Annotated in this window: 21 protein-coding genes; 13 read left to right on the top strand and 8 right to left on the bottom strand. The window is 69.2% G+C overall.

What is annotated here, in order from left to right; genetic code table 11:
* The 8 genes from FHR66_RS02035 to FHR66_RS02000 all read left to right on the top strand — a co-directional run bounded on the left by FHR66_RS02035 (nt 1) and on the right by FHR66_RS02000 (nt 8919).
* Entirely contained in the window at nt 1–555 is a 555-nt protein-coding gene (locus tag FHR66_RS02035; RefSeq protein ID WP_160970583.1) for a cob(I)yrinic acid a,c-diamide adenosyltransferase, read from the top strand.
* A gap of 24 nt (nt 556–579) precedes the next feature.
* Nucleotides 580–1485: a histone deacetylase family protein gene (locus tag FHR66_RS02030; protein WP_160970581.1), complete on the top strand. Its 906-nt coding sequence runs from the start codon at nt 580–582 to the stop codon at nt 1483–1485.
* A 195-nt stretch (nt 1486–1680) separates the two neighbouring features.
* Nucleotides 1681–4032, top strand: coding sequence for an LPS-assembly protein LptD (gene lptD, locus FHR66_RS02025; protein ID WP_160970579.1), 2352 nt, complete (start codon nt 1681–1683; stop codon nt 4030–4032).
* Nucleotides 4029–5390, top strand: a complete 1362-nt coding sequence (locus FHR66_RS02020; RefSeq protein WP_167087294.1) for a peptidylprolyl isomerase — start codon at nt 4029–4031, stop codon at nt 5388–5390. The genes lptD and FHR66_RS02020 overlap by 4 nt, the downstream gene beginning before the upstream one ends.
* Before the next feature lie 3 nt (nt 5391–5393).
* Complete coding sequence (pdxA, locus tag FHR66_RS02015) at nt 5394–6371, top strand: 4-hydroxythreonine-4-phosphate dehydrogenase PdxA (RefSeq protein ID WP_160970575.1); 978 nt, start codon at nt 5394–5396, stop codon at nt 6369–6371.
* A gap of 126 nt (nt 6372–6497) precedes the next feature.
* Nucleotides 6498–7292 carry a 16S rRNA (adenine(1518)-N(6)/adenine(1519)-N(6))-dimethyltransferase RsmA gene (rsmA, locus tag FHR66_RS02010; RefSeq protein ID WP_160970573.1) on the top strand — a complete coding sequence of 265 codons (795 nt, stop codon included), beginning with the start codon at nt 6498–6500 and terminating at the stop codon, nt 7290–7292.
* A gap of 323 nt (nt 7293–7615) precedes the next feature.
* Nucleotides 7616–7999: a Co2+/Mg2+ efflux protein ApaG gene (gene apaG / locus FHR66_RS02005; protein ID WP_010340000.1), complete on the top strand. Its 384-nt coding sequence runs from the start codon at nt 7616–7618 to the stop codon at nt 7997–7999.
* The gene (locus FHR66_RS02000) at nt 7999–8919 is read left to right on the top strand and encodes a symmetrical bis(5'-nucleosyl)-tetraphosphatase (protein WP_160970571.1); all 921 of its coding nucleotides are present in this window, start codon (nt 7999–8001) and stop codon (nt 8917–8919) included. The genes apaG and FHR66_RS02000 overlap by 1 nt, the downstream gene beginning before the upstream one ends.
* Before the next feature lie 87 nt (nt 8920–9006).
* Here FHR66_RS02000 and FHR66_RS01995 read toward each other — a convergent pair whose 3' ends face one another.
* The 8 genes from FHR66_RS01995 to FHR66_RS01960 form a co-directional block, all read right to left on the bottom strand.
* Nucleotides 9007–9543 (bottom strand): dihydrofolate reductase, encoded by a 537-nt coding sequence (locus tag FHR66_RS01995; protein ID WP_160970617.1) that lies wholly within the window; start codon nt 9541–9543, stop codon nt 9007–9009.
* Between the two features lie 80 nt (nt 9544–9623).
* Nucleotides 9624–10418, bottom strand: a complete 795-nt coding sequence (locus tag FHR66_RS01990) for a thymidylate synthase (protein WP_160970569.1) — start codon at nt 10416–10418, stop codon at nt 9624–9626.
* On the bottom strand, nt 10415–11323 hold the full coding sequence (gene lgt / locus FHR66_RS01985) for a prolipoprotein diacylglyceryl transferase (protein WP_160970567.1): 909 nt from the start codon (nt 11321–11323) through the stop codon (nt 10415–10417). The genes FHR66_RS01990 and lgt overlap by 4 nt, the downstream gene beginning before the upstream one ends.
* Nucleotides 11324–12160: 837 nt before the next feature.
* Nucleotides 12161–12652, bottom strand: coding sequence for a TPM domain-containing protein (locus tag FHR66_RS01980; RefSeq protein ID WP_160970565.1), 492 nt, complete (start codon nt 12650–12652; stop codon nt 12161–12163).
* A complete protein-coding gene (locus FHR66_RS01975) occupies nt 12652–13539 on the bottom strand; it encodes a TPM domain-containing protein (protein ID WP_167087291.1) in 888 nt (295 codons plus the stop codon). Before FHR66_RS01975 ends, FHR66_RS01980 begins: the two co-directional genes overlap by 1 nt.
* A gap of 123 nt (nt 13540–13662) precedes the next feature.
* A complete protein-coding gene (locus FHR66_RS01970) occupies nt 13663–14307 on the bottom strand; it encodes a LemA family protein (protein WP_160966717.1) in 645 nt (214 codons plus the stop codon).
* 91 nt (nt 14308–14398) lie between these two features.
* Nucleotides 14399–15148, bottom strand: coding sequence for a TerC family protein (locus FHR66_RS01965; protein WP_160966715.1), 750 nt, complete (start codon nt 15146–15148; stop codon nt 14399–14401).
* A gap of 42 nt (nt 15149–15190) precedes the next feature.
* The gene (locus tag FHR66_RS01960) at nt 15191–15571 is read right to left on the bottom strand and encodes a diacylglycerol kinase (RefSeq protein WP_010342212.1); all 381 of its coding nucleotides are present in this window, start codon (nt 15569–15571) and stop codon (nt 15191–15193) included.
* A gap of 188 nt (nt 15572–15759) precedes the next feature.
* On the opposite strand from FHR66_RS01960, the gene FHR66_RS01955 reads away from it, so the two are divergent.
* From FHR66_RS01955 to FHR66_RS01935, 5 genes are all read left to right on the top strand, one after another.
* Nucleotides 15760–16476, top strand: a complete 717-nt coding sequence (locus FHR66_RS01955) for an SGNH/GDSL hydrolase family protein (RefSeq protein ID WP_160966714.1) — start codon at nt 15760–15762, stop codon at nt 16474–16476.
* A gap of 109 nt (nt 16477–16585) precedes the next feature.
* Nucleotides 16586–17269: a response regulator transcription factor gene (locus tag FHR66_RS01950; protein ID WP_160966712.1), complete on the top strand. Its 684-nt coding sequence runs from the start codon at nt 16586–16588 to the stop codon at nt 17267–17269.
* A complete protein-coding gene (locus FHR66_RS01945) occupies nt 17247–18656 on the top strand; it encodes a HAMP domain-containing sensor histidine kinase (RefSeq protein WP_160966711.1) in 1410 nt (469 codons plus the stop codon). Before FHR66_RS01950 ends, FHR66_RS01945 begins: the two co-directional genes overlap by 23 nt.
* Nucleotides 18657–18889: 233 nt before the next feature.
* A complete protein-coding gene (locus tag FHR66_RS01940) occupies nt 18890–22102 on the top strand; it encodes an efflux RND transporter permease subunit (RefSeq protein WP_160966710.1) in 3213 nt (1070 codons plus the stop codon).
* Nucleotides 22092–23264 carry an efflux RND transporter periplasmic adaptor subunit gene (locus FHR66_RS01935; protein WP_160966709.1) on the top strand — a complete coding sequence of 391 codons (1173 nt, stop codon included), beginning with the start codon at nt 22092–22094 and terminating at the stop codon, nt 23262–23264. Before FHR66_RS01940 ends, FHR66_RS01935 begins: the two co-directional genes overlap by 11 nt.
* Nucleotides 23265–23281 lie beyond the last annotated feature (17 nt).

The following is a 23281-nucleotide window of genomic DNA, read 5'->3' as shown; positions in this document are numbered from 1 at the left end:
ATGGGCAACCGCCTCTCCAAGATCTATACCCGCACCGGCGACGACGGCAGCACCGGCCTGGGCGACGGCAACCGGGTCGGCAAGGACTCGGCGCGGGTCGCCGCCTACGGCACCGTGGACGAGGCCAACTCGGCGATCGGCGTGGTCCTGGCCTGCGCGCTGGCCGAGGACGTGCGGCAGCTGCTGACCGCGATCCAGCACCAGCTGTTCGACCTCGGCGGCGAGCTGTGCATCCCCGGCCACGCCGCGATCCATGCCGCCGACATCGACGCGCTGGAACGGCACCTGGACCGCTATAACGACGCCCTGCCGCCGCTGCAGGACTTCATCCTGCCCGCCGGCGGCGAGGCCGCGGCGCGCTGCCACCTGGCCCGCACCATCGTGCGCCGCGCCGAGCGCGAGACGGTGGCACTGTCGCGCCAGGACGCGGTGCGCCCGGAAGCGGTGCGCTACCTCAACCGGCTCTCCGACCTGCTGTTCGTGCTGGCGCGGGTGCTGGCGCGGGCCGACGGCCACGGCGAAGTGCTGTGGCGCCACGACCGGCGCCAGGCCTGAGCGACGCCCGGGCCGCGGCCGCGCATGCTGATCTACACCCATCCTGCCTGCCTGGGTCACGCGCCGGGACCGGAGCACCCGGAACGGCCGGAGCGCCTGGACGCGGTGACGACCGCACTGCACGAGGCGTTTCCCGCGCTGGAATGGCGCGAAGCGCCGCTGGCCAAGCTCGGCGACCTGGCCCGGGTGCATGAGCGCGACCTGATCGATCGGGTCCTGGCCGACCTCGACGGCCCGCAGATGCTCGACGTGGACACGGTGATCTCGCCCGGCTCGCGCGCCGCCGCACTGCGCGCCGCCGGCGCCGGCGTCGCCGCGGTGGACGCGGTGATGCACGGCGCCAGCGACACCGCATTTTGCGCGGTGCGCCCGCCCGGCCACCACGCCACCGCCGACACCGCGATGGGCTTCTGCCTGTTCAACAACGTGGCCGTGGCCGCCGCCCACGCCCGCGACGCGCACGGCCTGGAGCGGATCGCCATCGTCGATTTCGACGTGCATCACGGCAACGGCACCCAGGCGATCTTCGAGCGCGAGCCGAAGGTGCAGTACCTCAGCACCCACCAGTCCGGGCTGTTCCCGCACACCGGCGGGGTCCACGACCGCGGCGTCGGCAACCTGCACAACGCACTGCTGCCGCCGGGCAGCGGTGGCTTCCGCTTCCGCAACACCTGGGCCGACCAGATGCTGCCGCTGCTGGACGCGTTCAAGCCGCAGCTGCTGCTGATCTCGGCCGGCTTCGACGCGCACATGCGCGACCCGCTGGCCGACCTGATGCTGGAAACCGAGGACTTCGGCTGGATCACTGCCGAACTGCGCACAGTGGCGCAGCGGCACGCGGGTGGCCGGGTGGTGTCCCTGCTGGAAGGCGGCTATGACCTGCAGGCCCTGCGCGAGGGCAGCGTTGCCCACGTCGACGCGCTGCGCTGAGGGCGTGTCATCCAGCCCCGGCGACGCCGCGACGCGGCTGAGCGCCACCGGCCAGACCCGACGCGGCGTGCTCGGGAATCGAGGGCCCGCCCTGGGCACCGATGAACCCCGGCCCCCGGCCCCGGGACGCCTTCATTGCCCCTATGCACCGGATGGGGCAAGCTAGCGACCGTTTTAGCCCGATACCTGACGCGCGTGCGCCGAACCCTCCGCCTGCTCCCTCTTCCGTTCAGTATCGCCCTCTGCCTGCCGGCCGTGGCGGCTGAAAAGCCGCCGAACTGGGGCCTGTGCCCAACCCCGGACGTCCTGCCCAAGTTCGACGACGCGCAGCAGCCGGACCCCAAGCTCGCGCAGAACCGCGACCAGCAGCCGACCAATATCGAAGGCGACCAGCTGTCGGGCACCACCACCATCCCGAACTACACCGGTAACGTCGCGCTCAAGCGCGGCGACCAGTTCATGGGCACCGACAGCCTGCGGGTGGACACCGAGACCGGCAACTACATCGCCGAGGGCCACGTGCGCTACCAGGATTCGTCGATCCGCATGATCGCCGACCGCGCCGAGGGCAATCAGGACACCGATACCCACAAGATCACCAACATCCGTTACCAGTTGCTGGCCCGCCGCGGCAACGGCAAGGCCGACTCGGTCGACCTGCAGGGCGCGCTGGGACAGATGCACCGCTCCACCTACACCACCTGCGACCCCTCGCAGCGGGTGTGGGAGCTGCACGCGCCTGAGATCGACGTCGACAACGACGAAGGCTTCGGCACCGCGCGCAACGCGATCCTGAAGATCTACAACTTCCCGATCCTGTACGCGCCCTGGTTCAAGTTCCCGATCGACGATCGCCGCACCAGCGGCTTCCTGTTCCCGGCGATCGGCCTGTCCAGCCGCAACGGCTTCGATTACACCCAGCCGTACTACCTGAATCTGGCGCCCAACTACGACGCCACGCTGTATCCGCGCTTCATGGCACGGCGTGGCCTGATGCTGGGCAGCGAATTCCGCTATCTGTACGACGGCGGCAAGGGCGAGCTGCAGGCCGCCTACCTGCCCGACGACAAGCTGCGCGACAAGGATCGCGGCCGCTTCAGCTACCAGGGCTACCACAACATCAACGCGCAGTGGCAGGCGCGTGCCTCGGTGGCCTGGGTCAGCGACGAGCGCTATACCGAGGACTTCTCCAACCGCCTGCTCGGCAATGCGGTGTCCAACATCCAGAGCACGATCGGCGTCTACGGCACCGGCGAGACCTGGACTGCGGGCGTGATGGCCGACCGCTGGCAGCTGACCGACTACACCCTGACCGAGGACGCGCTGCCGTACAACCGCCAGCCGCGCGCCTTCTTCAACTGGGACCAGACGTTCGGCAACTACTTCGAAGCCGGCCTGTACAGCGAAGCCGTGCGTTTCGTGCACGACGACATCCACCAGAAAACCACCGACGGCACCTACGAACGGACCGGCGTGGTCACGCCGCGCCCCGGTGGCAACCGCCTGGACCTCAAGCCCTACATCTCGATGCCGCTGGCCGGCGCCGCCTGGTTCCTCAAGCCGACCCTGGCCTGGCGCTACACCGCCTATCAGTTGGACAAGGACCTGGCAGCCACGCTCGGCGGCGACACCACGCCCTCGCGCAGCCTGCCGATCGCCACGGTCGATGCGGGCCTGTACTTCGACCGCGATACCAAGTGGGGTAACACCAACTATCTGCAGACCCTGGAACCGCGGCTGTTCTACCTGTACACGCCGTACCGCGACCAGAACGACCTGCCGATCTTCGACACCCGCGAGTTCACCTTCAGCTGGGGCCAGTTGTTCCGCGATTCGCGCTACACCGGCGCCGACCGCCAGAACGACGCCAACCAGCTGACCATGGCGCTGAGCTCGCGCCTGCTGCGCCAGGACGACGGCAAGGAAAAACTGTCGGTCAGCCTCGGCCAGATCCTGTATTTCAGCGATTCGCGGGTCAGCCTGCCGGACAGCGACACCACCATCGAGCAGGGCAAGTCGGCCTGGGTGGCCGACGCCAACTACATGATCAACGACCGCTGGAACCTGGGCGCCACCTATCAGTGGGATCCCAAGTACCGGCGCAAGGACCTGGCCAGTTTCCGTGCGCGCTATCTGATGCCCGGCGACGGCATCGTCAACATCGGCTACCGCTACCGCCGCGACCTGCTGGAGCAGGCCGACGTGTCGTTCCTGTACCCGATCAACCCGACCTGGAGCGTGGTGGGCCGGCATTACTACTCGCTGATGGACAAGAAGCCGCTGGAAAGCATCCTCGGCGTGCAGTGGGACAGCTGCTGCCTGGCGGTGCGGGCGCTGGCGCGGCGCTACGTGCGCAATCGTACCGGCGCGCTGGATACCGCATTCCAGATCGAGTTCGTGCTCAAGGGCCTGTCGTCCCTGGGCCAGGACACGGACCGCGTTCTGCGCCGTGCTATCCTCGGCTACAACCGCGACGACCTGTACTTGGTCCCGCCCAGCAACACCACGACCGATCCGGACGCTTACGATCCGAACCAGATTCCATGACCAAGACCCTTTCTGTTTTTCTCGCCGCTCTGGTGGCGATCGCCGGCGTGTCCGCTCCGGCCGCCGCGCAACAAACCCAACCGCTGGACCGCATTGCCGCGGTGGTCGACGAGGATGTCGTCCTGCAGAGCGAGCTGGATCGTGCCGTGCGCAACGTCAAGGCGCAGTATGCCGGCCGCGAGGCGCAGCTGCCGCCGGATAACGTGCTGCAACGGCAGGTGCTCGAGCGCCTGGTGCTGGTCAAGCTGCAGGTCGCGCGTGCCAACAGCACCGGCATCCGTGTCGGCGACGACGAGCTGAACCGCGCCATCGCCAGCATCGCCCAGCAGAACGGCACCGACGTGGACGGCCTGCGCAAGAAGCTGGCTGCCGACGGTATGTCGTACACCGACTTCCGCAACTCGGTGCGCGACGAAATCACCGTGCAGCGCCTGCGCCAGAGCTTCGCGCAGAGCCGCATCAACGTGAGCGAGAGCGAAGTGGACGCGGCGCTGGCGCAGCAGGCCACCACCGGCACCCAGTACCATCTGGCGCACATCCTGGTCGGCCTGCCGGAAGGCGCCACCGCCGAGCAGATCAAGACCGCCCAGGGCAAGATCGACGGGGTCAAGACCCTGATCGACAAGGGCGAGATCGACTTCAACGCCGCGGCGGTGCGCTACTCCGACAGCCCCAACGCGCTGGAAGGCGGCGACCTGGGCTGGCGCAGCCTGGACGAGATTCCCAACGCGTTCGCGCAGATGATCCGCGACATGAAGCCGGGCCAGGTCGCCGGCCCGCTGCGCGGCCCCAGCGGCTTCCAGTTGCTGAAGCTGGTCGAAGTGCGCGACGCCTCGGCCAACCCGGAAAAGAAGACGGTCACCGAGTACCACGCCCGCCACATCCTGATCCGGGTCAACGATGCGCAGCCCGACGCGGCCGCCAAGGCCAAGATCGAGACCCTGCGTGCCCGCATCGCCGGCGGCGCCGACTTCCAGGCCGTGGCCAAGGAAGCGTCGGAAGACACCAACAGTCGCAGCCAGGGCGGCGATCTGGGCTGGTTCCCGGTCGACGCGTTCGGCCCGGACTTCGGCCACCAGGTCGCGAGCCTGCAGGACGGCCAGGTGTCGCAGCCGTTCCGCACCGAGGCCGGCTGGCACATCGTGCAGCGCGTCGGCGAGCGTCAGACCGACGTGACCAGCGACACCCAGCGTGCCCAGGTCCGCGAGACCATCGGCCGCCGCAAGCTGGAAGAGGAATACAACCGCTTCCTGCAGGAAATGCGCGGCGAAGCCTACGTCGACCTGCGCGTGGGCAACACCGACGCGGCCACCGCGCCGGCGACCACGCCCGCGCCGGCACCCGCCGCCAAGCCCTGACCCATGCGCCCCTCGCTCGCGCTGGTGCCGGGCGAGCCGGGCGGGATCGGCCCGGAGCTGTGCGTGCGACTGGCGCAACAGCCGCGCCACGATTGCCAGCTCCTGGCCTTCGCCGATCCCGAGACCTTGCGCGCCGCTGCGGCGGCGCTGTCGCTGCCGCTGCAGCTGCTGCCCGAATCCAGCCCCGCCCTCGCCCCTGGCGACCTGCGCCTGCGCACGGTCGCCAATGCCGTGCCCAGCCGCTTCGGCGCAACCGAGCCGGCCAATGCCAGCGCAGTGATCGCTGCACTGACCCAGGCCGCCGACGCCTGCCTGAGCGGCGAACTGGCCGGCATGGTGACCGGTCCGGTGCACAAGGCCGCGATCAACGCCGGCGGCATCGCCTACACCGGCACCACCGAACTGCTGGCCCAACACGCCGGCCGCGAGGTGGTGATGATGCTGGCCAACGCCATCGTGCGGGTGGCCCTGGTCACCACCCACCTGCCGCTGCGCGCGGTCGCCGATGCGCTCACCCCGACCCTGCTGGAACGCAGCCTGCGCATCACCGAGGCCGCGCTGCGTCATGAGTTCGGCATCGCCGCGCCGACCATCGCCGTGCTGGGGCTGAACCCGCATGCCGGCGAGGACGGCCACCTGGGCGTTGAAGAGATCCAGGTGATGCAGCCGGTGCTGGACGCCCTGCGCGCGGAAGGCATGCGCCTGCTCGGCCCGTTGCCGGCCGATACCGCCTTCCTGCCGCAGAAGCTGGCGACCGTGGACGCGGTGCTGGCGATGTACCACGACCAGGGCCTGCCGGTACTCAAGTACAGCGGCTTCGAGCAGGCGGTGAACCTGACCCTGGGCCTGCCCTATCCGCGCGTGGCGGTCGACCACGGCACCGCGCTGGAGCTCGCCGGCCGCGGCGTGGCCGATCCATCCAGCCTGTTCGCCGCCACCGCGCTGTGCGCGCAACTGGCTGCGCGCCGCACGCAGGCTTAGCTGCCAGTCCGAGCGGCGCTCGGCGCGCTGTCGCAACCAGGCTCACGGTCATGCCGGGCGCGGCTGAAACCACTCCTATGTCGCTGCAGCGCGCGCCGCCCCACGCATGCCGATAAAATGCCCGCCATGACTTCCTCCTCCGGCTTCGGCGCCCCAGCCAAGAAATCCCTCGGCCAACACTTCCTCAGCGACCGCCACTACATCGACAGCATCGTGCGCGCGGTCGACCCCAAGCCGGGCGACCGGCTGGTCGAGATCGGCCCCGGCCAGGGCGCGATCACCTTCCCGCTGCTGCGCCGGCACGGCCAGCTGACCGTGATCGAGTTCGACCGCGACCTGATCGCGCCGCTGACCGCGGCGGCGGCCGGCGTCGGCGAACTGACCATCCTCAACCGCGACGTGCTGTCGGTGGATTTCACCGCCCTGGCCGAGGGCGCGCGCATCCGCCTGGTCGGCAATCTGCCCTACAACATTTCCTCGCCGATCCTGTTCCATGCGCTGGGCCACGCCGCGGCGGTCGCCGACATGCACTTCATGCTGCAGAAGGAAGTGGTCGACCGCATGGCCGCCGACCCCGGCAGCAAGGTCTACGGCCGGCTCAGCGTGATGTTGCAGGCGTACTGCGAGGTGACCTCGCTGTTCGTGGTGCCACCGGGCGCGTTCCGGCCGCCGCCGAAAGTGGATTCGGCGGTGGTGCGGCTGGTGCCGCGACCGCCGCAGACGGTGGGCATCGCCGATCCGAAACGCTTCGCCGACGTGGTCCGCGCCGCGTTCGGCCAGCGCCGCAAGACCCTGCGCAACGCCTTGAACGGCGTCTGCGATGCCGCGCAGTTCGAGGCCGCGGGCGTGCGCCCGGACGCGCGCGCCGAGCAGCTCGAGGTCGCCGACTTCGTGCGTCTGGCCAACCTGCCCCTGGCCTGACGCTCCTGCGCCGCCCCGCGCGTGCTCGCGGGGCGCACCCACGAGCATGATGCGATGGCACACATGCCTGCAGCGGCCCGGCCAACGCAGGCCTGGACGTGGCGACGACACACGTCTGCCTGTCCCCCTTGGTGGCAAGACGCACGACGCAGACCCTGCACGTCACGATCCGCGTTCCCGCAGGCCGCCCGCCCGCGGCACGACGCCGGCCATCGCGGCGCGCCCGGGCCGCGAACAAGGCCGCCACGGCGCGCCACCCGCCTCGCAGCGCGAACCGCTCACGCATCTGCCTCAAACGGCAAAACACGCTCTAAACTGTGGGGATGAACGATGACGCCCCCTATCGGATCGAGGTCGAAGTGTCGCCCCGATTCCTCGACGACCAATCGGCGCCGGAGGACGGACGCTACACGTTCGCCTACACGATCCGCATCCACAACCGCGGCCGCGTCGCCGCGCGGCTGATCGCCCGGCACTGGGAGATCACCGACGGCAACGGCCGCATCGAACGCGTGGACGGCGACGGCGTGGTCGGCGAACAGCCGCGGCTGCGCCCGGGCGAGGATTTCCGCTACACCTCCGGGCTGGTGCTGGAAACCGAGCACGGCACGATGCGCGGCCACTACGACATGGAGGCCGACGACGGCACCCACTTCATCGCCGCGATCGCGCCATTCGTGCTGTCCGTGCCGCGGACCCTGCACTGATGGCGGTCTGGGCCATTGGCGACCTGCAGGGTTGCTACGACATCACCCAGCAGTTGCTGGAGAAGATCCGTTTCGATCCGGCGGTGGACCGGCTGTGGTTCTGCGGCGACCTGGTCAACCGCGGCGGGCAGTCGCTGGAGACCCTGCGTTTGGTGCACTCGCTGCGCGAACACAGCGTGGTGGTGCTGGGCAACCACGACCTCTCGCTGCTGGCGATCGGCGAGCGCAGCCCGGACGAACAGCGCAAGGTCAATCCGGACCTGCAGCGCATCGTGCTGGCCGAGGACCGCGACGAACTGCTGACCTGGCTGCGCATGCAGAAGCTGCTGCACGCCGACCGCCAACTCGGCTGGATGATGATCCACGCCGGCCTGGCGCCGAAGTGGACCACCGCGCTGGCCGAGAAGCATGCGCGCGAGGTCGAGCAGCAACTGCACGGCAACGGCTACCGCAAGCTGTTCCGCAACATGTACGGCGATCGCCCGGCCTGGTCGCCGGGCCTGACCGGCTACGACCGCTCGCGCGCGATCATCAACCTGTTCACCCGAGCCCGTTACTGCACCCCGCGCGGACGCATCGCGATCGAGGAAAAGGGCACCCCCGGCACCCAGGCGCAGGGTCTGTACCCGTGGTTCGAAGTGCCGGGACGGGTCGAGCGCGACCTGAAGATCGTCTGCGGGCACTGGTCGACGCTGGGCCTGACCATCACCCAGGGCGTGCACGCGATCGACACCGGCGCGGTCTGGGGCGGCAAGCTCACCGCCCTGCGCCTGGACAGCGAGGATTTGCAGGTGGTGCAGGTTCCCGGCCGGCCGGTGCAGGGGCCGCCGCCAGCGGCGCGCAGCGGCCCCCCGCGACGGCGCAGCGCGCCGCACCGTGGACAACAGGCGCCCGCTGCCTCTGCGCCCGAGCAGGAGTGAGGTCTCAGGCGATACGTGTAATGTCGTAGGAGCGGCTTTAGCCGCGATGGGCTTTCCCGGTAACGCCCGTCGCGGCTAAAGCCGCTCCTACGACAGCACCGGCATCCGCCAGCGGATCCCTACGCCGCCAGGCCGGCGCCGGTAATCCACGAAATCGAAGGCCAGCGGGTGCCGCGCATCGGCCGGATGCGCCTGCCGCGCCACCACCTCCCACTGCGCCGGATCGAACGCGGGAAAATACGCATCGGCGCCGTCGACCACGGTGTCGACATGGGTCAGGTACAGCACCTCGGCCAACGGCAGGGCCAGGGCGAAGATGTCGCCGCCACCGATCACTGCCAGCTCCGTGGCGCCGGCCTCGCGCGCGGCGTCGATCGCCGCCTGCAGCGACACCACCGCCTGCATGTCCGCGAACGGCACCTGCCCCGAACGCGTCATCACCAGGTTCAGGCGCCCCGGCAGCGCGCGCCCCAGCGACTGCGCGGTCTTACGCCCCATCAGCACCGGCTTGCCCAGGGTCAGTGCCTTGAACCGCTTCAGATCGTCCGGCAAGCGCCACGGCAGATCGTTGTCGCGGCCGATCGCATTAGCGCGATCCAGCGCCGCGATCAGGCTGAGCCGCAGGCCACCCGTTGCCGCCCGGGAATCCGCCGTTGCCTCTGCTTCACGCGAACCCCCAATCCCCACTCCCGACTCCCCGCCGCTCACACCGCCACCGGCGCCTTGATCGCCGGATGCGGGTCGTAGCCCTCGATGGCGATATCGTCGTAGGTGAAGGCGAACAGATCGGTGACCGCCGGGTTCAGCCGCAACCGCGGCAGCGGCCGCGGCGCGCGCGCCAGTTGCTCGCGCGCCTGCGCGAAGTGATTGGAATACAGGTGCGCATCGCCGAGCGTGTGCACGAAATCGCCCACGCCCAGGCCGGTGGCCTGCGCCACCATGTGGGTCAGCAGCGCGTAGCTGGCGATGTTGAACGGCACGCCGAGGAAGATATCGCCGCTGCGCTGATATAGCTGGCAGCTGAGCTTGCCGTCGACCACGTAGAACTGGAACAGGCTGTGGCACGGCATCAGCGCCATCTGCGGCAACTCGGCCACGTTCCAGGCGCTGATCACCAGCCGCCGCGAATCCGGGTTGCGCTTGATCTCGTCCACCAGCCACTGCATCTGGTCGATCTCGCGGCCATCGGCGCCGGTCCAGCGCCGCCACTGCTTGCCGTACACCGGGCCGAGTTCGCCCTGCGCATCGGCCCACTCGTCCCAGATGCTGACCTTGTTGTCCTTGAGATAGGCGATGTTGGTTTCGCCCTTCAGGAACCACAGCAGCTCGTGCACGATCGAGCGCAGGTGCAGCTTCTTGGTGGTGACCAGGGGAAAGCCGTCGTTGAGGTCGAAGCGCATCTGCCAGCCGAACACGCTGCGCGTGCCGGTGCCGGTGCGGTCGGCTTTCTCCGCGCCGCGCTCCAGCACGTGCTGCAGCAATTCCAGGTACGGCTTCACTTGGTCACCTCCGGCGGCGGCACCGGCTGCAGTACCGGCGCGCTGCGCGAGCGCCACAGCAGGAACAGGCCGAGCAGGACCAGCGGAATGCTCAACTGCTGGCCGCGGGTCAGCCAATGGAATGCCAGGTAGCCGAGCTGCGCATCCGGCACGCGCACGAACTCCACCGCGAAGCGGAACACGCCATACAGCAGCGCGAACAGGCCGGACACCGCATAGCGCGCGCGCGGCTTCATCGAGAACGTCCACAACACCACGAACATCACCAGCCCTTCCAGCGCCGCTTCGTACAACTGCGACGGATGGCGGGCGTAGCGGTCCAGCAGGCCCGCGGCGTATTGCTGCTGCAATTGCGCGGCGCTCTTCAGGCTCTCCAGCGCCGGCGCGTTGGCCACCCCGTCCTGCATCGGCGCGTGCGGGAAGATCACGCCCCAGCCGGCGTGGGTCAACTTGCCCCACAACTCGCCGCCGACGAAATTGCCGATCCGGCCGAAGCCCAGGCCCAGGGGCACCAGCGGCGCGACGAAATCGACGGTGTCGAAGAAATGCAGGCGCGCCTTGCGCGTCCACCACAGGCAGGCCGCCAGCACGCCCAACAAGCCGCCGTGGAAGCTCATGCCACCGTCCCACACCTTGAAGATCAACAGCGGGTCGGCCAGGAAATCGGACAGCGCGTAGAACAGCATGTAGCCGATGCGCCCGCCCAGCACCACGCCGAGCATCGCGTAGAAAAGAAGGTCGGAGAAACCATCCTCGTTCACCCCGGGCAGGCGACCGGCGCGGATGCGACGACGGCCCAGCCACCAGGCCGAGAGGAAGCCGGCCAGATACATCAGCCCGTACCAATGCACCTTCACCGGCCCGAACGAGAAGGCGATGGGATCGATCTGGTGGAGATAGGTCATGCGCAAGCGTCGGCCGGGGGGCAAAGAGTGCCTATTCTGCCACTGACTCCGCTGCTTGCCGCGATTTGCGGACGGTACAGCGGGGTGGCGCTTCATCTGCTGGCAGGCGCACGCGTCTGCCACCGACTCCGCTGCTTGCCGCGATTTGTGGACGGCACAGCGGGGTGGCGCTTCATCTGCTGGCAGGCGCACGTGTCTGCCACTGACTCCGCTGCTTGCCGCGATTTGCGGAAGGTACAGCGGGGTGACGCTTCATCTGCTGGCAGGCGCACGAACCCGCCACCGACCGACCTCAAGACACATGCGCAGCCCAGACGCCACGTGCCCCCTCCTTCCTTGCGCGAGCGGCCCATGTGGCCCCGAGCCATCGCCTCGACGAGCAGAGCCATCTGGTTCACTTCGGCACTGTCGCGTCGGGACTGAAGTCCCTCCCACAACATCACCGGATCGCGCAGATGCAGGAACGGCCGGTGCACCACTGTGGGAGCGGCTTCAGCCACGACGAGCGCAGCCATCAGGCCCCAGCCCGGCACTCCCGCGTCGGGACTGAAGTCCCTCCCACAACATCACCGGATCGCGCAGATGCAGGAACGGCCGGTGCACCAATGTGGGAGCGGCTTCAGCCGCAACGCGCGCAGCCATCAGGCCCCAGCCCGGCACTGTCGCGTCGGGACTGAAGTCCCTCCCACAACATCACCGGATCGCGCAGATGCAGGAACGGCCGGTGCACCACTGTGGGAGCGGCTTCAGCCGCGACGAGCGCAGCCATCAGGCCCCAACCCGGCACCGACGCTGCATCTCATCTGCTGGCCGGGCAAACCCACTGCCGCAGCACACTCAGTCCAGCACCCGCGGCAGATTCGGCAATTCGTTTTCGCCCTGCTGACCCGGCTGCGCCGGGAAGTGCGCGGCCAGCAGCGCGGACACCGCACCGACGCCGGCGAGCACCGCCTGTTCGGGCTGGCCCGCGCGCATGTCATGCTCGATCAGCGCGCAGACCTGGCGCCACTGCGCCGCGTCCACCCGCCCGCGCAGGCCGCGGTCGGCGACGATCTCGATGTGGTGATCGGCCAGCAGCAGGTAGATCAGCACGCCGTTGTTGGCGTCGGTATCCCAGGTGCGCAACTGCGCGAAGGCCTGTTCGGCGCGCAGCCGTGGGGTCATGCCGCGCAGCACCTGCGCCGGCGCCAGGCTCGACTCCACCGCGAACATCACCTGCCCGCGATGCAAGCGCTCGCCCTCGGCGATCGCCGCGCCAATGCGTTCCAGGCTGGCCGCGGGGAACAGACGCTGGGCGGACGGCGCGAACAGGTGCCGGAGCAGGCGCATCACCAACTCCCCGAGGCGCCACCGCCTCCGGAACTGCCACCGCCACCACCCCAGCCGCCTCCGCCGCCGCCCCAACTTCCACCGCCACCGCCGCCCCAGCCACCGCCGAAGCCGCCGCCTCCCCAACCTCCGCCGCCCCAGCCGCCCCAACCGCCGCCGCCAGCCGAGCGGCCCGGCGCGATCCCGACAAACAGGCCCAGCAGCAGGCCGATCCCGCCGGTCAGCGCACCGATGAACAGCGACAGGCTCAGCAACAGGCCGACGCCACCGCCGACCACGCCGCTCAGCACGCCACGCACGGGACGCGACAACCGCGCGAACAGCACCTGCGCGACCAGCGCCGCGAACAGGCCGGCGAAGAAACCGAATCCCAGGCCGCTCCCGCGCGAGGCCGAGGCGTGCGCACTGACCGGCGCCGGCAACGCTTCGCCGTCGATCAGCTTGACCAGCATCGCGGTGGCCTCGGCGATGCCACCGCTGTAGTCGCCGGCGCGGAAGCGCGGCACCAGGTACTCCTGGATGATGCGGTTGGCGGTGGCGTCGGGAATCGCGCCTTCCAGGCCGTAGCCGGGCTGGATGCGCACGCGCCGGTCGTTCTTGGCCACCACCAGCAGGACGCCGTCGTCCACGCCCTTGCGGCCGAGTTTCCACTGGTCGAACACGCGCTGGGTGTATTGCTCGATGGTCTCTGGCGCGGTGCTCGGCACTACCAGCACCTGCAATTGGCTGCCCTTGCGCTGCTGCAACTGCACCGCCTGCCGGTCCAGCTCCAGGCGCTGGTTCGCCGTCAGCGTGCCGGTGGTGTCGACCACCGGCGCGTCCAGCAGCGGAATCGGCGCCTCGGCCTGCGCCCAGCCCAGCCAGGGCAGCAGCGCCAACAGCAGCACCAGCCAGACGCCGGCGTGCCGGCGAGATACACGGCGAGCCGCACTGCGCGACGCCGCCGATGCGGCAATGCACTCAGCCGTCACGGATGTGGAACGCACGCCCGGGCCCGCCCGCGGCGGCGCTTAGTGCGCCGGCGCCGGTTGCTGCTGCGGCTGCGGTTGCTGCGGCGGCGCGGACGCCGGCTGGCCGCCGAAGTTCACCGCCGGCGCCTCGGAGATCTGCGCCTCGTTCTCCACCGAGAAGTTGGGCTTTTCCTTGTAGCCGAACAGCTTGGCGGTGAGCACCTGCGGGAAGGACAGGATGTAGGTGTTGTAGTCCTGCACCGCCTGGATGTAGCGGCCGCGCGCCACGGTGATGCGGTTCTCGGTGCCTTCCAGCTGCGCCTGCAGGTCGCGGAAGGCCTGGTCGGATTTCAGGTTCGGATAGTTCTCGCTGACCACCAGCAGCCGCGACAGCGCGCTGGACAGCTGGCCCTGCGCCTGCTGGAACTGCTGCAGCGAGGCGGCGTCGTCGGCGTTGACCTGTACCTGGCCGACGCGGGCGCGGGCATTGGTCACGTCGGTCAGCACCTGCCGCTCCTGGTCGGCATAGCCCTTGACCGTGTTGACCAGGTTCGGCACCAGATCGGCGCGGCGCTTGTACTGGTTCAGCACTTCCGACCAGCCGGCCTTGACCGCCTGGTCCTTCTGCTGGATCGCGTTGTAGCCGCAGCCGGACAGCAACACCGCCAGCGCGGCCAGGAACAGGGAGCGGGACAACAGGCGCATGCGAGGACTCCGGCGAATGACTGCGCGCAGCTTGCCACGCGCCCGGTGAAAACGCAGCCTGCGCCGCTCAGCCGCTCAGCCGCTCAGCCGCTCACCACTTGCCGGAGCCGGGCACCTGGTGCGCGGCGGCGCGCCGGCGCATCAGCAGGTTCAGCCACTCCACCAGCACCGAGAACCCCATCGCCGCGTAGATGTAGGGCTTGGGCACGTGCACGTCCAGCCCGTCCAGGATCAGCACCACGCCGATCATCAGGATGAAGGCCAGCGCCAGCATCTTCACCGTCGGGTTGGCGTCGATGAAGCGGCCCAGCGGGTTGGCCGCCAGCAGCATCACCGCCACCGCCAGCAGCACCGCGGCGATCATCACCGGGATATGCTGGGCCATGCCCACCGCGGTGATCACCGAATCCAGCGAGAACACGATGTCGATCACCGCGATCTGCGCGATCACCATCCAGAACACGCCCGAGGCCTTGCTGGTGGTGGGGTCTTCGTCCTCGCCGCCGGTGATCAGTTCGCGGATCTCCATGGTGCCCTTCACCAGCAGGAACAGGCCGCCGACGATCAGCACCAGGTCGCGGATCGAGATGCCCATGCCGGCCACGCTGAACAGCTCGCCCTGCATGCGCGCCAGGAACGCCAGCGACACCAGCAGCGCGATGCGGGTCAGGCAGGCCACGGCGATGCCGAACTTGCGCGCGGCCGGGCGCTGCGCTTCCGGCAGCTTGCCCACCGCGATGGAAATGAACACCAGGTTGTCGATGCCCAGCACGATCTCCAACGCACTCAGCGTCAACAGCGTCAACCAGGTGTTGGGGTCGGCGAGAAACTCGAGGGCCATGGCGTCGGATCCTTTAACAGAAGAAGAAGAAACGGGCGGCGATCACAGCAGGCGCGGCAGCAGGATCAGGCCCCAGCACAGCACCACGTTGGCCAGCATCACGAAGACCGCGGCCGAGCCCATGTCCTTGGCGCGGCCGGCCAGCTCGTGATGCTCGGGGCCGTAGCGCTCGATCACCGCTTCGATCGCCGAATTGAGCAGTTCCACCGCCAGCACCAGCAGCAGCGAGCCGATCATCAGCACCTGCTGTACCGGCCCCTGCCCCAACCACAGCGCCAGCGGCGCCAGGATCAGGAACAGGCATACCTCCAGGCGGAACGAGGACTCGTGCAGCCAGGCCGCGCGCAGTCCTTGCCACGACCAGCGCGCCGCCATCAGCATGCGGCGCGGCCCGCGCGGCAGATGCCCGAACTGGTCGGCCATGGCTCAGCCCCGTCCCAGGCAACGGGGACGCGACGAAGACGGCCGGAAGGAATCGGTCATGGGCAAGGGCGCAGCGGGATAGGCCGCAATTTTGCCACAAGCCCCGCGGCGGCGGCGGCATCGCCGCGGATTTGCCTGCATGCGGCACCTGCGGCACCATCGCCGCTCCCTTGCTTCGAGGAGGCGTCATGCCCCGTTCGCCGCTGCGCGCACCGCTGCTCGCCCTGAGTCTGTTCAGCCTGTCCCTGCTGGGCGTGTCGCCGGCGCGCGCACTCACCCCAGCCGCGGCACCCAGCGTGCCCGACCAGGTCTCCAATGCGGCCTGGGAAGAGGACATGGCGCGCTTCGCCAAGGACGATGCCGCGCATCCGGTCAAACCCGGCGGCGTGCTGTTCGTCGGCAGTTCCTCGATCCGCTTCTGGACCTCGCTGGCCACGGATTTCCCGGGCGTGCAGACCCTCAACCGTGGCTTCGGCGGCTCGGAGATCCGCGACAGCACCTGGTACGCCGACCGCATCGTGGTGCCGTACAAGCCGCGCCTGATCGTGTTCTACGCCGGCGACAACGACCTCAACAGCGGCCGCAGCCCGCAGCAGGTGCGCGACGACTTCGTGGCCTTCGTGACCCGCGTGCACCGCGACCTGCCCAAGACCCGCATCGTCTACCTGTCGATCAAGCCCAGCCCCTCGCGTGCGGCGCTGATGCCGAAGATGGCCGAGGCCAACGCGCTGATCCGCAAGGCCGCCGCCGGCCTCAAGCAGGTCCAGTTCGTCGACGTGTACACGCCGATGCTCGGTGCCGACGGGCAACCGCGCGCCGAGTTGTTCGGCCCGGACAAGTTGCACATGAACGCGGCCGGCTACGCGCTGTGGCGCGACACCCTGCGGCCGTATCTGAGCCCCTGACACGACGATGAGCGGCATGGCGCGCATGCACGAGGGCCGTGACCCTGCCGGCGCGGCCAGCACGCGCCGGCGATCGCGTTCTGCCGCCTCCGGCAGGGAGTAAGCCAGGATGCCCAGGGCCCTGGTCATCGAAGACGACGAAGTGACCGCCCGCGACATCGTCGCGGAACTCGGCGCGCACGGCTTCAGCGCCGACTGGATCGCCGACGGACGCGACGGCCTGCAGCGCGCGCTGGCCGATGGTTACGACATCATCACCCTCGACCGCATGCTGCCCGGCATGGATGGCATCGACGTGGTCTCAGAACTGCGCAAGCGCTCGGTGCAGACGCCGGTGCTGATGATCAGCGCACTGTCCGAGGTGGACGAGCGCGTGCGCGGCCTGCGCGCGGGCGGCGACGATTACCTGACCAAGCCGTTCTCGCCCGATGAGCTGGTCGCGCGCGCCGAAGTGCTGGTGCGCCGCCATCGCAGCACGACCGCGACCGAAACCCGCCTGCACGTGGCGGACCTGGAACTCGACCTGGTCCGCCACAACGCCTTGCGCAACGGACAGCCGCTGACCCTGCTGCCCACCGAGTTCCGCCTGCTCGAATTCCTGATGCGCAACGCCGGCCAGGTGGTGACGCGACAGATGATCTTCGAGCATGTCTGGGGCTTCCATTTCGATCCGGGCACCAACGTGATCGACGTCCACATCGGCCGCCTTCGCCGCAAGATCGACGGCAACGGCCAGCCGCCGCTGATCCGCACGATGCGCGGCTCGGGATATGTCCTTGCCCCCGCTGAGTGACGCCTGGCGGTCGGCCACCTCGCGGCTGATCCTGATCTACGGGTCGCTGTTCGCGATCTGGTGCATCGTGCTGCTGGGCATCGTGCAGTGGGAGTCCACCCGCTATCTTTCGCACGTAATCGACCAGATGCTGGTCGCGCGCATCCATTACCTGGAACACACCGACCCCGCGCGCCTGGCCGAGACGGTGGGCCAGGCCAACGCCATCGACATCCAGGGCTTCATGTGGGTCGGCCTGTTCGACGCGCAGGGACGCCGCATCGCCGGCAACATCGCCGAGGCGCCCAAGGGCATGGCCGCCGATGGCACCGTCGGCGTGGTCAGCGCCCGGCTGATCGACAGCGGGCGCAGCGGCCAGACCCGGGCGCGCGGCATCGCCCGGCACCTCCCGGACGGCCGCCGGCTGGTCGTGGTCAAGGCCAGCACCGTCATCGACGGACTGACCGCGATCATCTACCGCGGACTGCTGTGGGGACTGTCGTTGACCCTGCTGCCGGGCCTGCTCGGCGGCCTGCTCATCGCGCGCGGCCCGGCCCGACGCATCCGCGCCATCCAGCAGGCCATGCAACCCATCCACAGTGGCGATCTCAGCGTGCGCCTGCCGGTGTCCCGGCGCGGCGACGAGGTGGACCTGCTGGCGGCCACGGTGAACAGGACGCTGGGCGAGGTCGAGCGCCTGCTCGGCGAGGTGAAGGGCGTCACCGACAACATCGCCCACGATCTGCGCACCCCGCTGACGCGCATGCGCACGCGCCTGCACCGGCTGCAGCAGCAGTTCGCCGGCCGCCCGGAAGGCGAGCAGCTGGACGCATGCGTGAGCGAGATCGACACCGTGCTGACCCGCTTCCGCGCGCTGCTGCGCGTGTCGGAACTGGAAGACCGCCAGCGCAGCGCCTGCTTCTCGACGATCGACCTCGCCCCGCTGCTGCATGAGGTCCACGCGTTCTACGCGCCCCTGGCCGAGGATCGCGGCCAGGCTTTCGATCTCGCCCTGGAGCCGCTGCCGGCCGTGCACGGTGATCGGCACCTGCTGTTCGAGGCGCTGGCCAACCTGGTCAGCAATGCCATCAAGTTCACGCCCGACGGCGGGACGATCCGTCTGTCGGCAGGCGCCGACCAGGACGGCAACGCGCGCATCGAGATCGCCGATAGCGGCCCCGGCATCGCCCCCGACGAGCGCCAGACGATCTTCCGCCGCTTCTACCGCGTCGACCAGACGCGTGCCAAGCCCGGCTGCGGACTGGGCCTGGCGATCGTCAGCGCCATCGTCCGCCTGCACGGCTATACGCTGCAGGTGGGCGGCGACGCGCGCGGGGCGGTGTTCTCGGTCCTCTGCCCGCCCGCCGCGGCCGCGCCGTCCGCGGGCCGTGCACCCTGCCCTGCCTGACACGGCCCGCACCCGGTGCGCGGTCGCGCGCATCCGCCCACGTCTCGCCGCGCGTGGAGTGGCAGCGCCGGACAGGCGGCGTGCGGCTTACGGCCCGGTCAGCACACAAGTCGTTGAACCATCGAGCGTTTGCGGCGTTGGGGCGGATGTCTAAATAAATCTTAATGAAGCCCGGGAACACCCCCCAGGCAAAATCGCCGCGACGCAACATTCGCGCACGGAACCGCTCCTCCATGATTGGCCTCGTCCGGATCGCACTGACGCGACCGTATACCTTCGTCGTCCTGGCCCTGCTGATCCTGATCGTGGGCCCGCTCGCCGCATTGCGCACGCCCACCGACATCTTCCCGGACATCCGCATCCCGGTGATCGCCGTGGTCTGGCAGTACAACGGCCTGCCGCCCGAGCAGATGGCCGGCCGCGTCAGTTCGCCGTTCGAACGCGTGCTCACCACCACCGTGAACGATGTCGAGCACACCGAGGCCACGTCGATCCAGGGTTTCGGCATCATCAAGATCTTCTTCCAGCCCAACGTCGACATCCGCACCGCCAACGCGCAGGTCACCGCCGTGGCGCAGACCATGCTGCGGCAGCTGCCGCAAGGCACCACGCCGCCGCTGATCCTCAACTACAACGCCTCCACGGTGCCGATCATCCAGTTGGCGCTGTCCGGCAAGGGGCTCACCGAGCAGAACCTGGCCGACCTCGGCCTCAACATCATCCGTCCGCAGCTCACCTCGGTGGCCGGCGCGGCGATCCCGTATCCGTTCGGCGGCAAGACCCGCCAGGTGCAGATCGACATCGATCCGCCGGCGCTGCAGGCGCGCGGCCTCTCGGCGCAGGACGTGGCCAACGCGCTGGCGGCGCAGAACCTCATCACCCCGGTGGGCACGCAGAAGATCGGCAAGTACGAATACACGCTGCAGCTCAACAACGCGCCATCGGACATCGAGGAGCTGGGCAACCTGCCGGTGAAGACGGTCGACGGCGCCACGGTGTTCATCCGCGACGTGGCGCATGTCCGCGACGGCGCCCCACCGCAGACCAACATCGTGCACGTCAACGGCGACCGTTCGGTGCTGATGACGGTGATGAAGAACGGCTCGGCCTCGACGCTGGCGATCATCGCCGGCATCAAGGACCGGGTCGCGGCGATGAAGGAGGCGCTGCCGCCGGACCTGCGGATCGTTCCCATCGGCGACCAGTCGCTGTTCGTGAGCGGCGCGATCGCCGGCGTGGCGCGCGAAGGCGTGATCGCCGCGGCGCTGACCAGCCTGATGATCCTGCTGTTCCTCGGCAGCTGGCGCTCGACGCTGATCATCGCCATCTCGATCCCGCTGGCGATTCTCGGCTCGATCGCCGCGCTGTCGGCGATCGGCGAGACGCTGAACATCATGACCCTGGGCGGCCTGGCGCTGGCCGTGGGCATCCTGGTCGACGACGCCACGGTGACCATCGAGAACATCAACTGGCACCTGGAGCAGGGCAAGTCCGTGGAGACGGCGATCCTGGACGGCGCCTCGCAGATCGTGACGCCCGCCTTCGTCTCGCTGCTGTGCATCTGCATCGTATTCGTGCCGATGTTCTTCCTGGAAGGCGTGGCACGCTTCCTGTTCGTGCCGATGGCCGAAGCGGTGATGTTCGCGATGATCGCGTCCTTCCTGCTGTCGCGCACGCTGGTGCCGACCATGGCCAAGTACCTGTTGCATCCGCATGCGCCGCATACCGACATGCACGGCGACGGCCATGGCCAGCCGCCGTCGCGCAATCCGCTGGTGCGCTTCCAGCGCGGTTTCGAAAAGCGCTTCGAGCGGCTGCGCGCCGGCTACTACGCCCTGCTCGAGACCGCGCTGCTGCGCCGCAGGGCCTTCGTGCCCGGCTTCATGCTGTGCGTGGCGCTGTCGTTCCTGCTGCTGCCGATGCTCGGCCGCAACTTCTTCCCGTCGGTGGACTCGGGCCAGATCCTGATGCACGTGCGCGCGCCGGTCGGCACCCGCGTCGAGGAAACCGCGCACCTGTTCGCCAACGTGACCGGCGCCGTGCGCAGGCTCATTCCGCCGCACGACCTGGCCGGCGTCGTCGACAACATCGGCCTGTCGTCCTCGGGCATCAACAACGCCTACAACAACACCGGCACCATCGGCTCGCAGGACGGCGACATCCAGATCGCGCTGGGCGAAGGCCACGCGCCCACCGCCGACTACGTGCGCACGCTGCGCCAGACCTTGCCGCGGCAGTTCCCGTCGGTGGTGTTCTCGTTTCCGCCGGCCGACATCATCAGCCAGATCCTGAACTTCGGTGCGCCGGCGCCGGTGGACCTGCAGATCCGTGGCCCGAACCTCGCCGCCAACTTCGCCTATGCCAACCGCCTGCTGCGCGAGATCCGCCGCGTCCCGGGCGTGGCGGACGCGCGCATCCAGCAATCGCAGTCCAGCCCCGGCTTTGCGGTGAACGTGGACCGCAGCCTCGCCCAACAGGTGGGCATTACCGAGCGCGACGTCACCAGCAGCCTGGGCGTGAACCTGGCCGGCTCCAGCCAGATCGCGCCGACGTTCTGGCTGAACCCGCAGAACGGCGTGTCGTATCCGATCGTGATGCAGACGCCGCAGTACAGCCTCGACAGCCTGCCCGACCTGCAGAACGTGCCGATCAGCCCCAGCGCCGGCCAGGGCGGCGCGCAGAGCCTGGGCGGGCTGGCGACGCTGTCGCGGACCGCGACCAATGCCGTGGTCAGCCAGTACAACATCAATGCGACGGTGGACATCTTCGCCTCCCCGCAGGACCGCGACCTGGGCGCGGTCGCCGCCGACATCCAGAAGATCCTCGACGCCAACCAGAAATTCCTGCCCAAGGGATCCAGCACGGCGCTGCTCGGCCAGGTGCAGACGATGAACAAGGCGTTCGCCGGCCTGATCTTCGGCCTGCTCGGTGCGATCGTGCTGATCTACCTGTTGATCGTGGTCAACTTCCAGTCGTGGAGCGATCCGTTCGTGATCGTGACCGCCTTGCCCGCGGCGATCGCCGGCATCGTCTGGATGCTGTTCGCCACGCACACCACCCTGTCGGTCCCCGCGCTGACCGGCGCCATCATGTGCATGGGCGTGGCCACGGCCAACTCGATCCTGGTGGTGAGCTTCTGCCGCGAGCGCCTCGCCGAGCACGGCGACGCGGCGAAGGCGGCATTGGAGGGCGGCTTCGTGCGCTTCCGCCCGGTGCTCATGACCGCGCTGGCGATGATCATCGGCATGGCGCCGATGGCGCTGGGCCTGGGCGAAGGTGGCGAGCAGAACGCGCCGCTGGGCCGGGCCGTCATCGGCGGCCTGATCTTCGCCACCGTCAGCACGCTGTTCTTCGTGCCGATCGTCTTCAGCCTCATCCACCGCCGTGGTTCCCAGCCGTCCTCGCCGACGGCGCACGCCTCCGGAGCGTCCCCGCATGTCGCCTGATCTGTCGCCCCCCGTTTCGCCACGCCGTCTCCGCCTGGCCGGCGTCATCGCCTCGATCGTGGTCCTGGCCATCGTCGTCGCCGGCATCGCCACGCGCGCCGGCGACGCGCGCCGGCTGCGTGCATGGACCGACGACCAGGCGGTGCCGACGGTCACCGTGGTGGCCCCGGAGACCGACCAGGGCACCGGCGTACTCAACCTGCCCGGTCGCCTGGAGGCGTATGCCCGCGCGCCGATCTTCGCCCGGACCAGCGGCTACCTGAAATGGTGGAAAGCCGACATCGGCGCCAGGGTGAAGGCCGGCGACGTACTCGCCGAGATCGAAACGCCCGACCTGGACCAGCAGTTGCTTCAGGCCAAGGCCGACCTGGCCAACGCCCGGGTCAACGCCGCCCTGGCCCAGACCACCGCCAAGCGCTGGCAGACCATGGGCCAGACCGAGGTGGTGTCGAAGCAGGCGGTGGACGAGAAGACCGGCGACTACGACGCCAAGCGCGCCCTTGCCCAGTCCGCACAGGCCAACCTCGAGCGCCTGGAGGCGATGAAGGGCTTCGCCAGACTGGTGGCGCCGTTCGACGGCACCGTCACCGCGCGCGAGACCGATGTCGGCGCGCTGATCAACGCCGGCGGCGGCGGCCAGGAACTGTTCGTCGTGTCGGACACGCACAAGCTGCGCATGTACGTGAACGTGCCGCAGAGCGATGCGCCGTCGGTGCGTGCCGGCAGCAAGGTGACGCTGACGGTGCCGGAATACCCGGGGCAGACCTTCAGCGGCGTCGTCGACAGCGCGTCGGGGGCGGTCAACGCCGCCTCGGGCACCACGCTGGTCCAGGTCGCCGTGGACAACCAGGACGGCAGGCTGATGCCGGGCGGCTACGCCAGCGTGCGCTTCGATCTTCCGGCCGACGCCGCGCTGGTGCGGGTCCCGGCCAGCGCGCTGGTGTTCGACGACAAGGGCCTGCGCGTGGCGGTGGTCGACGCGCACGACACGGTCGCGTTCAAGCCGGTGACCATCGCGCGCGACTTCGGCAAGACCGTGCAGCTCGGCTCGGGCATCGCCGCCGGCGACCGTCTGATCGAAAGTCCGCCGGACGGCCTGGTTGACGGCGACAAGGTGCGCATCAGCGCGCCGAAGGCGGATGGCGGACACGCCAAGGCGTGAACGCGGCTGGCCGGCGG

It is taken from the genome of Xanthomonas sp. F4 (assembly GCF_011761895.1).
Note: the sequence above shows the minus strand (reverse complement) of the source record. Positions and strands in the feature narration are given on the sequence as shown.

Bases quoted from the DNA above. Each gene is read 5' to 3' on its own strand.
- rsmA (WP_160970573.1), top strand. From the start codon at position 6,498: ATGACTTCCTCCTCCGGCTTCGGCGCCCCAGCCAAGAAATCCCTCGGC.
- FHR66_RS02030 (WP_160970581.1), top strand. From the start codon at position 580: ATGCTGATCTACACCCATCCTGCCTGCCTGGGTCACGCGCCGGGACCG.
- apaG (WP_010340000.1), top strand. From the start codon at position 7,616: ATGAACGATGACGCCCCCTATCGGATCGAGGTCGAAGTGTCGCCCCGA.
- FHR66_RS01960 (WP_010342212.1), bottom strand. From the start codon at position 15,571: ATGGCCGACCAGTTCGGGCATCTGCCGCGCGGGCCGCGCCGCATGCTG.
- FHR66_RS02035 (WP_160970583.1), top strand. From the start codon at position 1: ATGGGCAACCGCCTCTCCAAGATCTATACCCGCACCGGCGACGACGGC.
- FHR66_RS01935 (WP_160966709.1), top strand. From the start codon at position 22,092: ATGTCGCCTGATCTGTCGCCCCCCGTTTCGCCACGCCGTCTCCGCCTG.
- FHR66_RS01980 (WP_160970565.1), bottom strand. From the start codon at position 12,652: ATGCGCCTGCTCCGGCACCTGTTCGCGCCGTCCGCCCAGCGTCTGTTC.
- FHR66_RS01965 (WP_160966715.1), bottom strand. From the start codon at position 15,148: ATGGCCCTCGAGTTTCTCGCCGACCCCAACACCTGGTTGACGCTGTTG.
- FHR66_RS02000 (WP_160970571.1), top strand. From the start codon at position 7,999: ATGGCGGTCTGGGCCATTGGCGACCTGCAGGGTTGCTACGACATCACC.
- FHR66_RS01945 (WP_160966711.1), top strand. From the start codon at position 17,247: ATGTCCTTGCCCCCGCTGAGTGACGCCTGGCGGTCGGCCACCTCGCGG.
- FHR66_RS01940 (WP_160966710.1), top strand. From the start codon at position 18,890: ATGATTGGCCTCGTCCGGATCGCACTGACGCGACCGTATACCTTCGTC.
- pdxA (WP_160970575.1), top strand. From the start codon at position 5,394: ATGCGCCCCTCGCTCGCGCTGGTGCCGGGCGAGCCGGGCGGGATCGGC.
- lgt (WP_160970567.1), bottom strand. From the start codon at position 11,323: ATGACCTATCTCCACCAGATCGATCCCATCGCCTTCTCGTTCGGGCCG.
- FHR66_RS01950 (WP_160966712.1), top strand. From the start codon at position 16,586: ATGCCCAGGGCCCTGGTCATCGAAGACGACGAAGTGACCGCCCGCGAC.
- FHR66_RS01955 (WP_160966714.1), top strand. From the start codon at position 15,760: ATGCCCCGTTCGCCGCTGCGCGCACCGCTGCTCGCCCTGAGTCTGTTC.
- FHR66_RS02020 (WP_167087294.1), top strand. From the start codon at position 4,029: ATGACCAAGACCCTTTCTGTTTTTCTCGCCGCTCTGGTGGCGATCGCC.
- FHR66_RS01970 (WP_160966717.1), bottom strand. From the start codon at position 14,307: ATGCGCCTGTTGTCCCGCTCCCTGTTCCTGGCCGCGCTGGCGGTGTTG.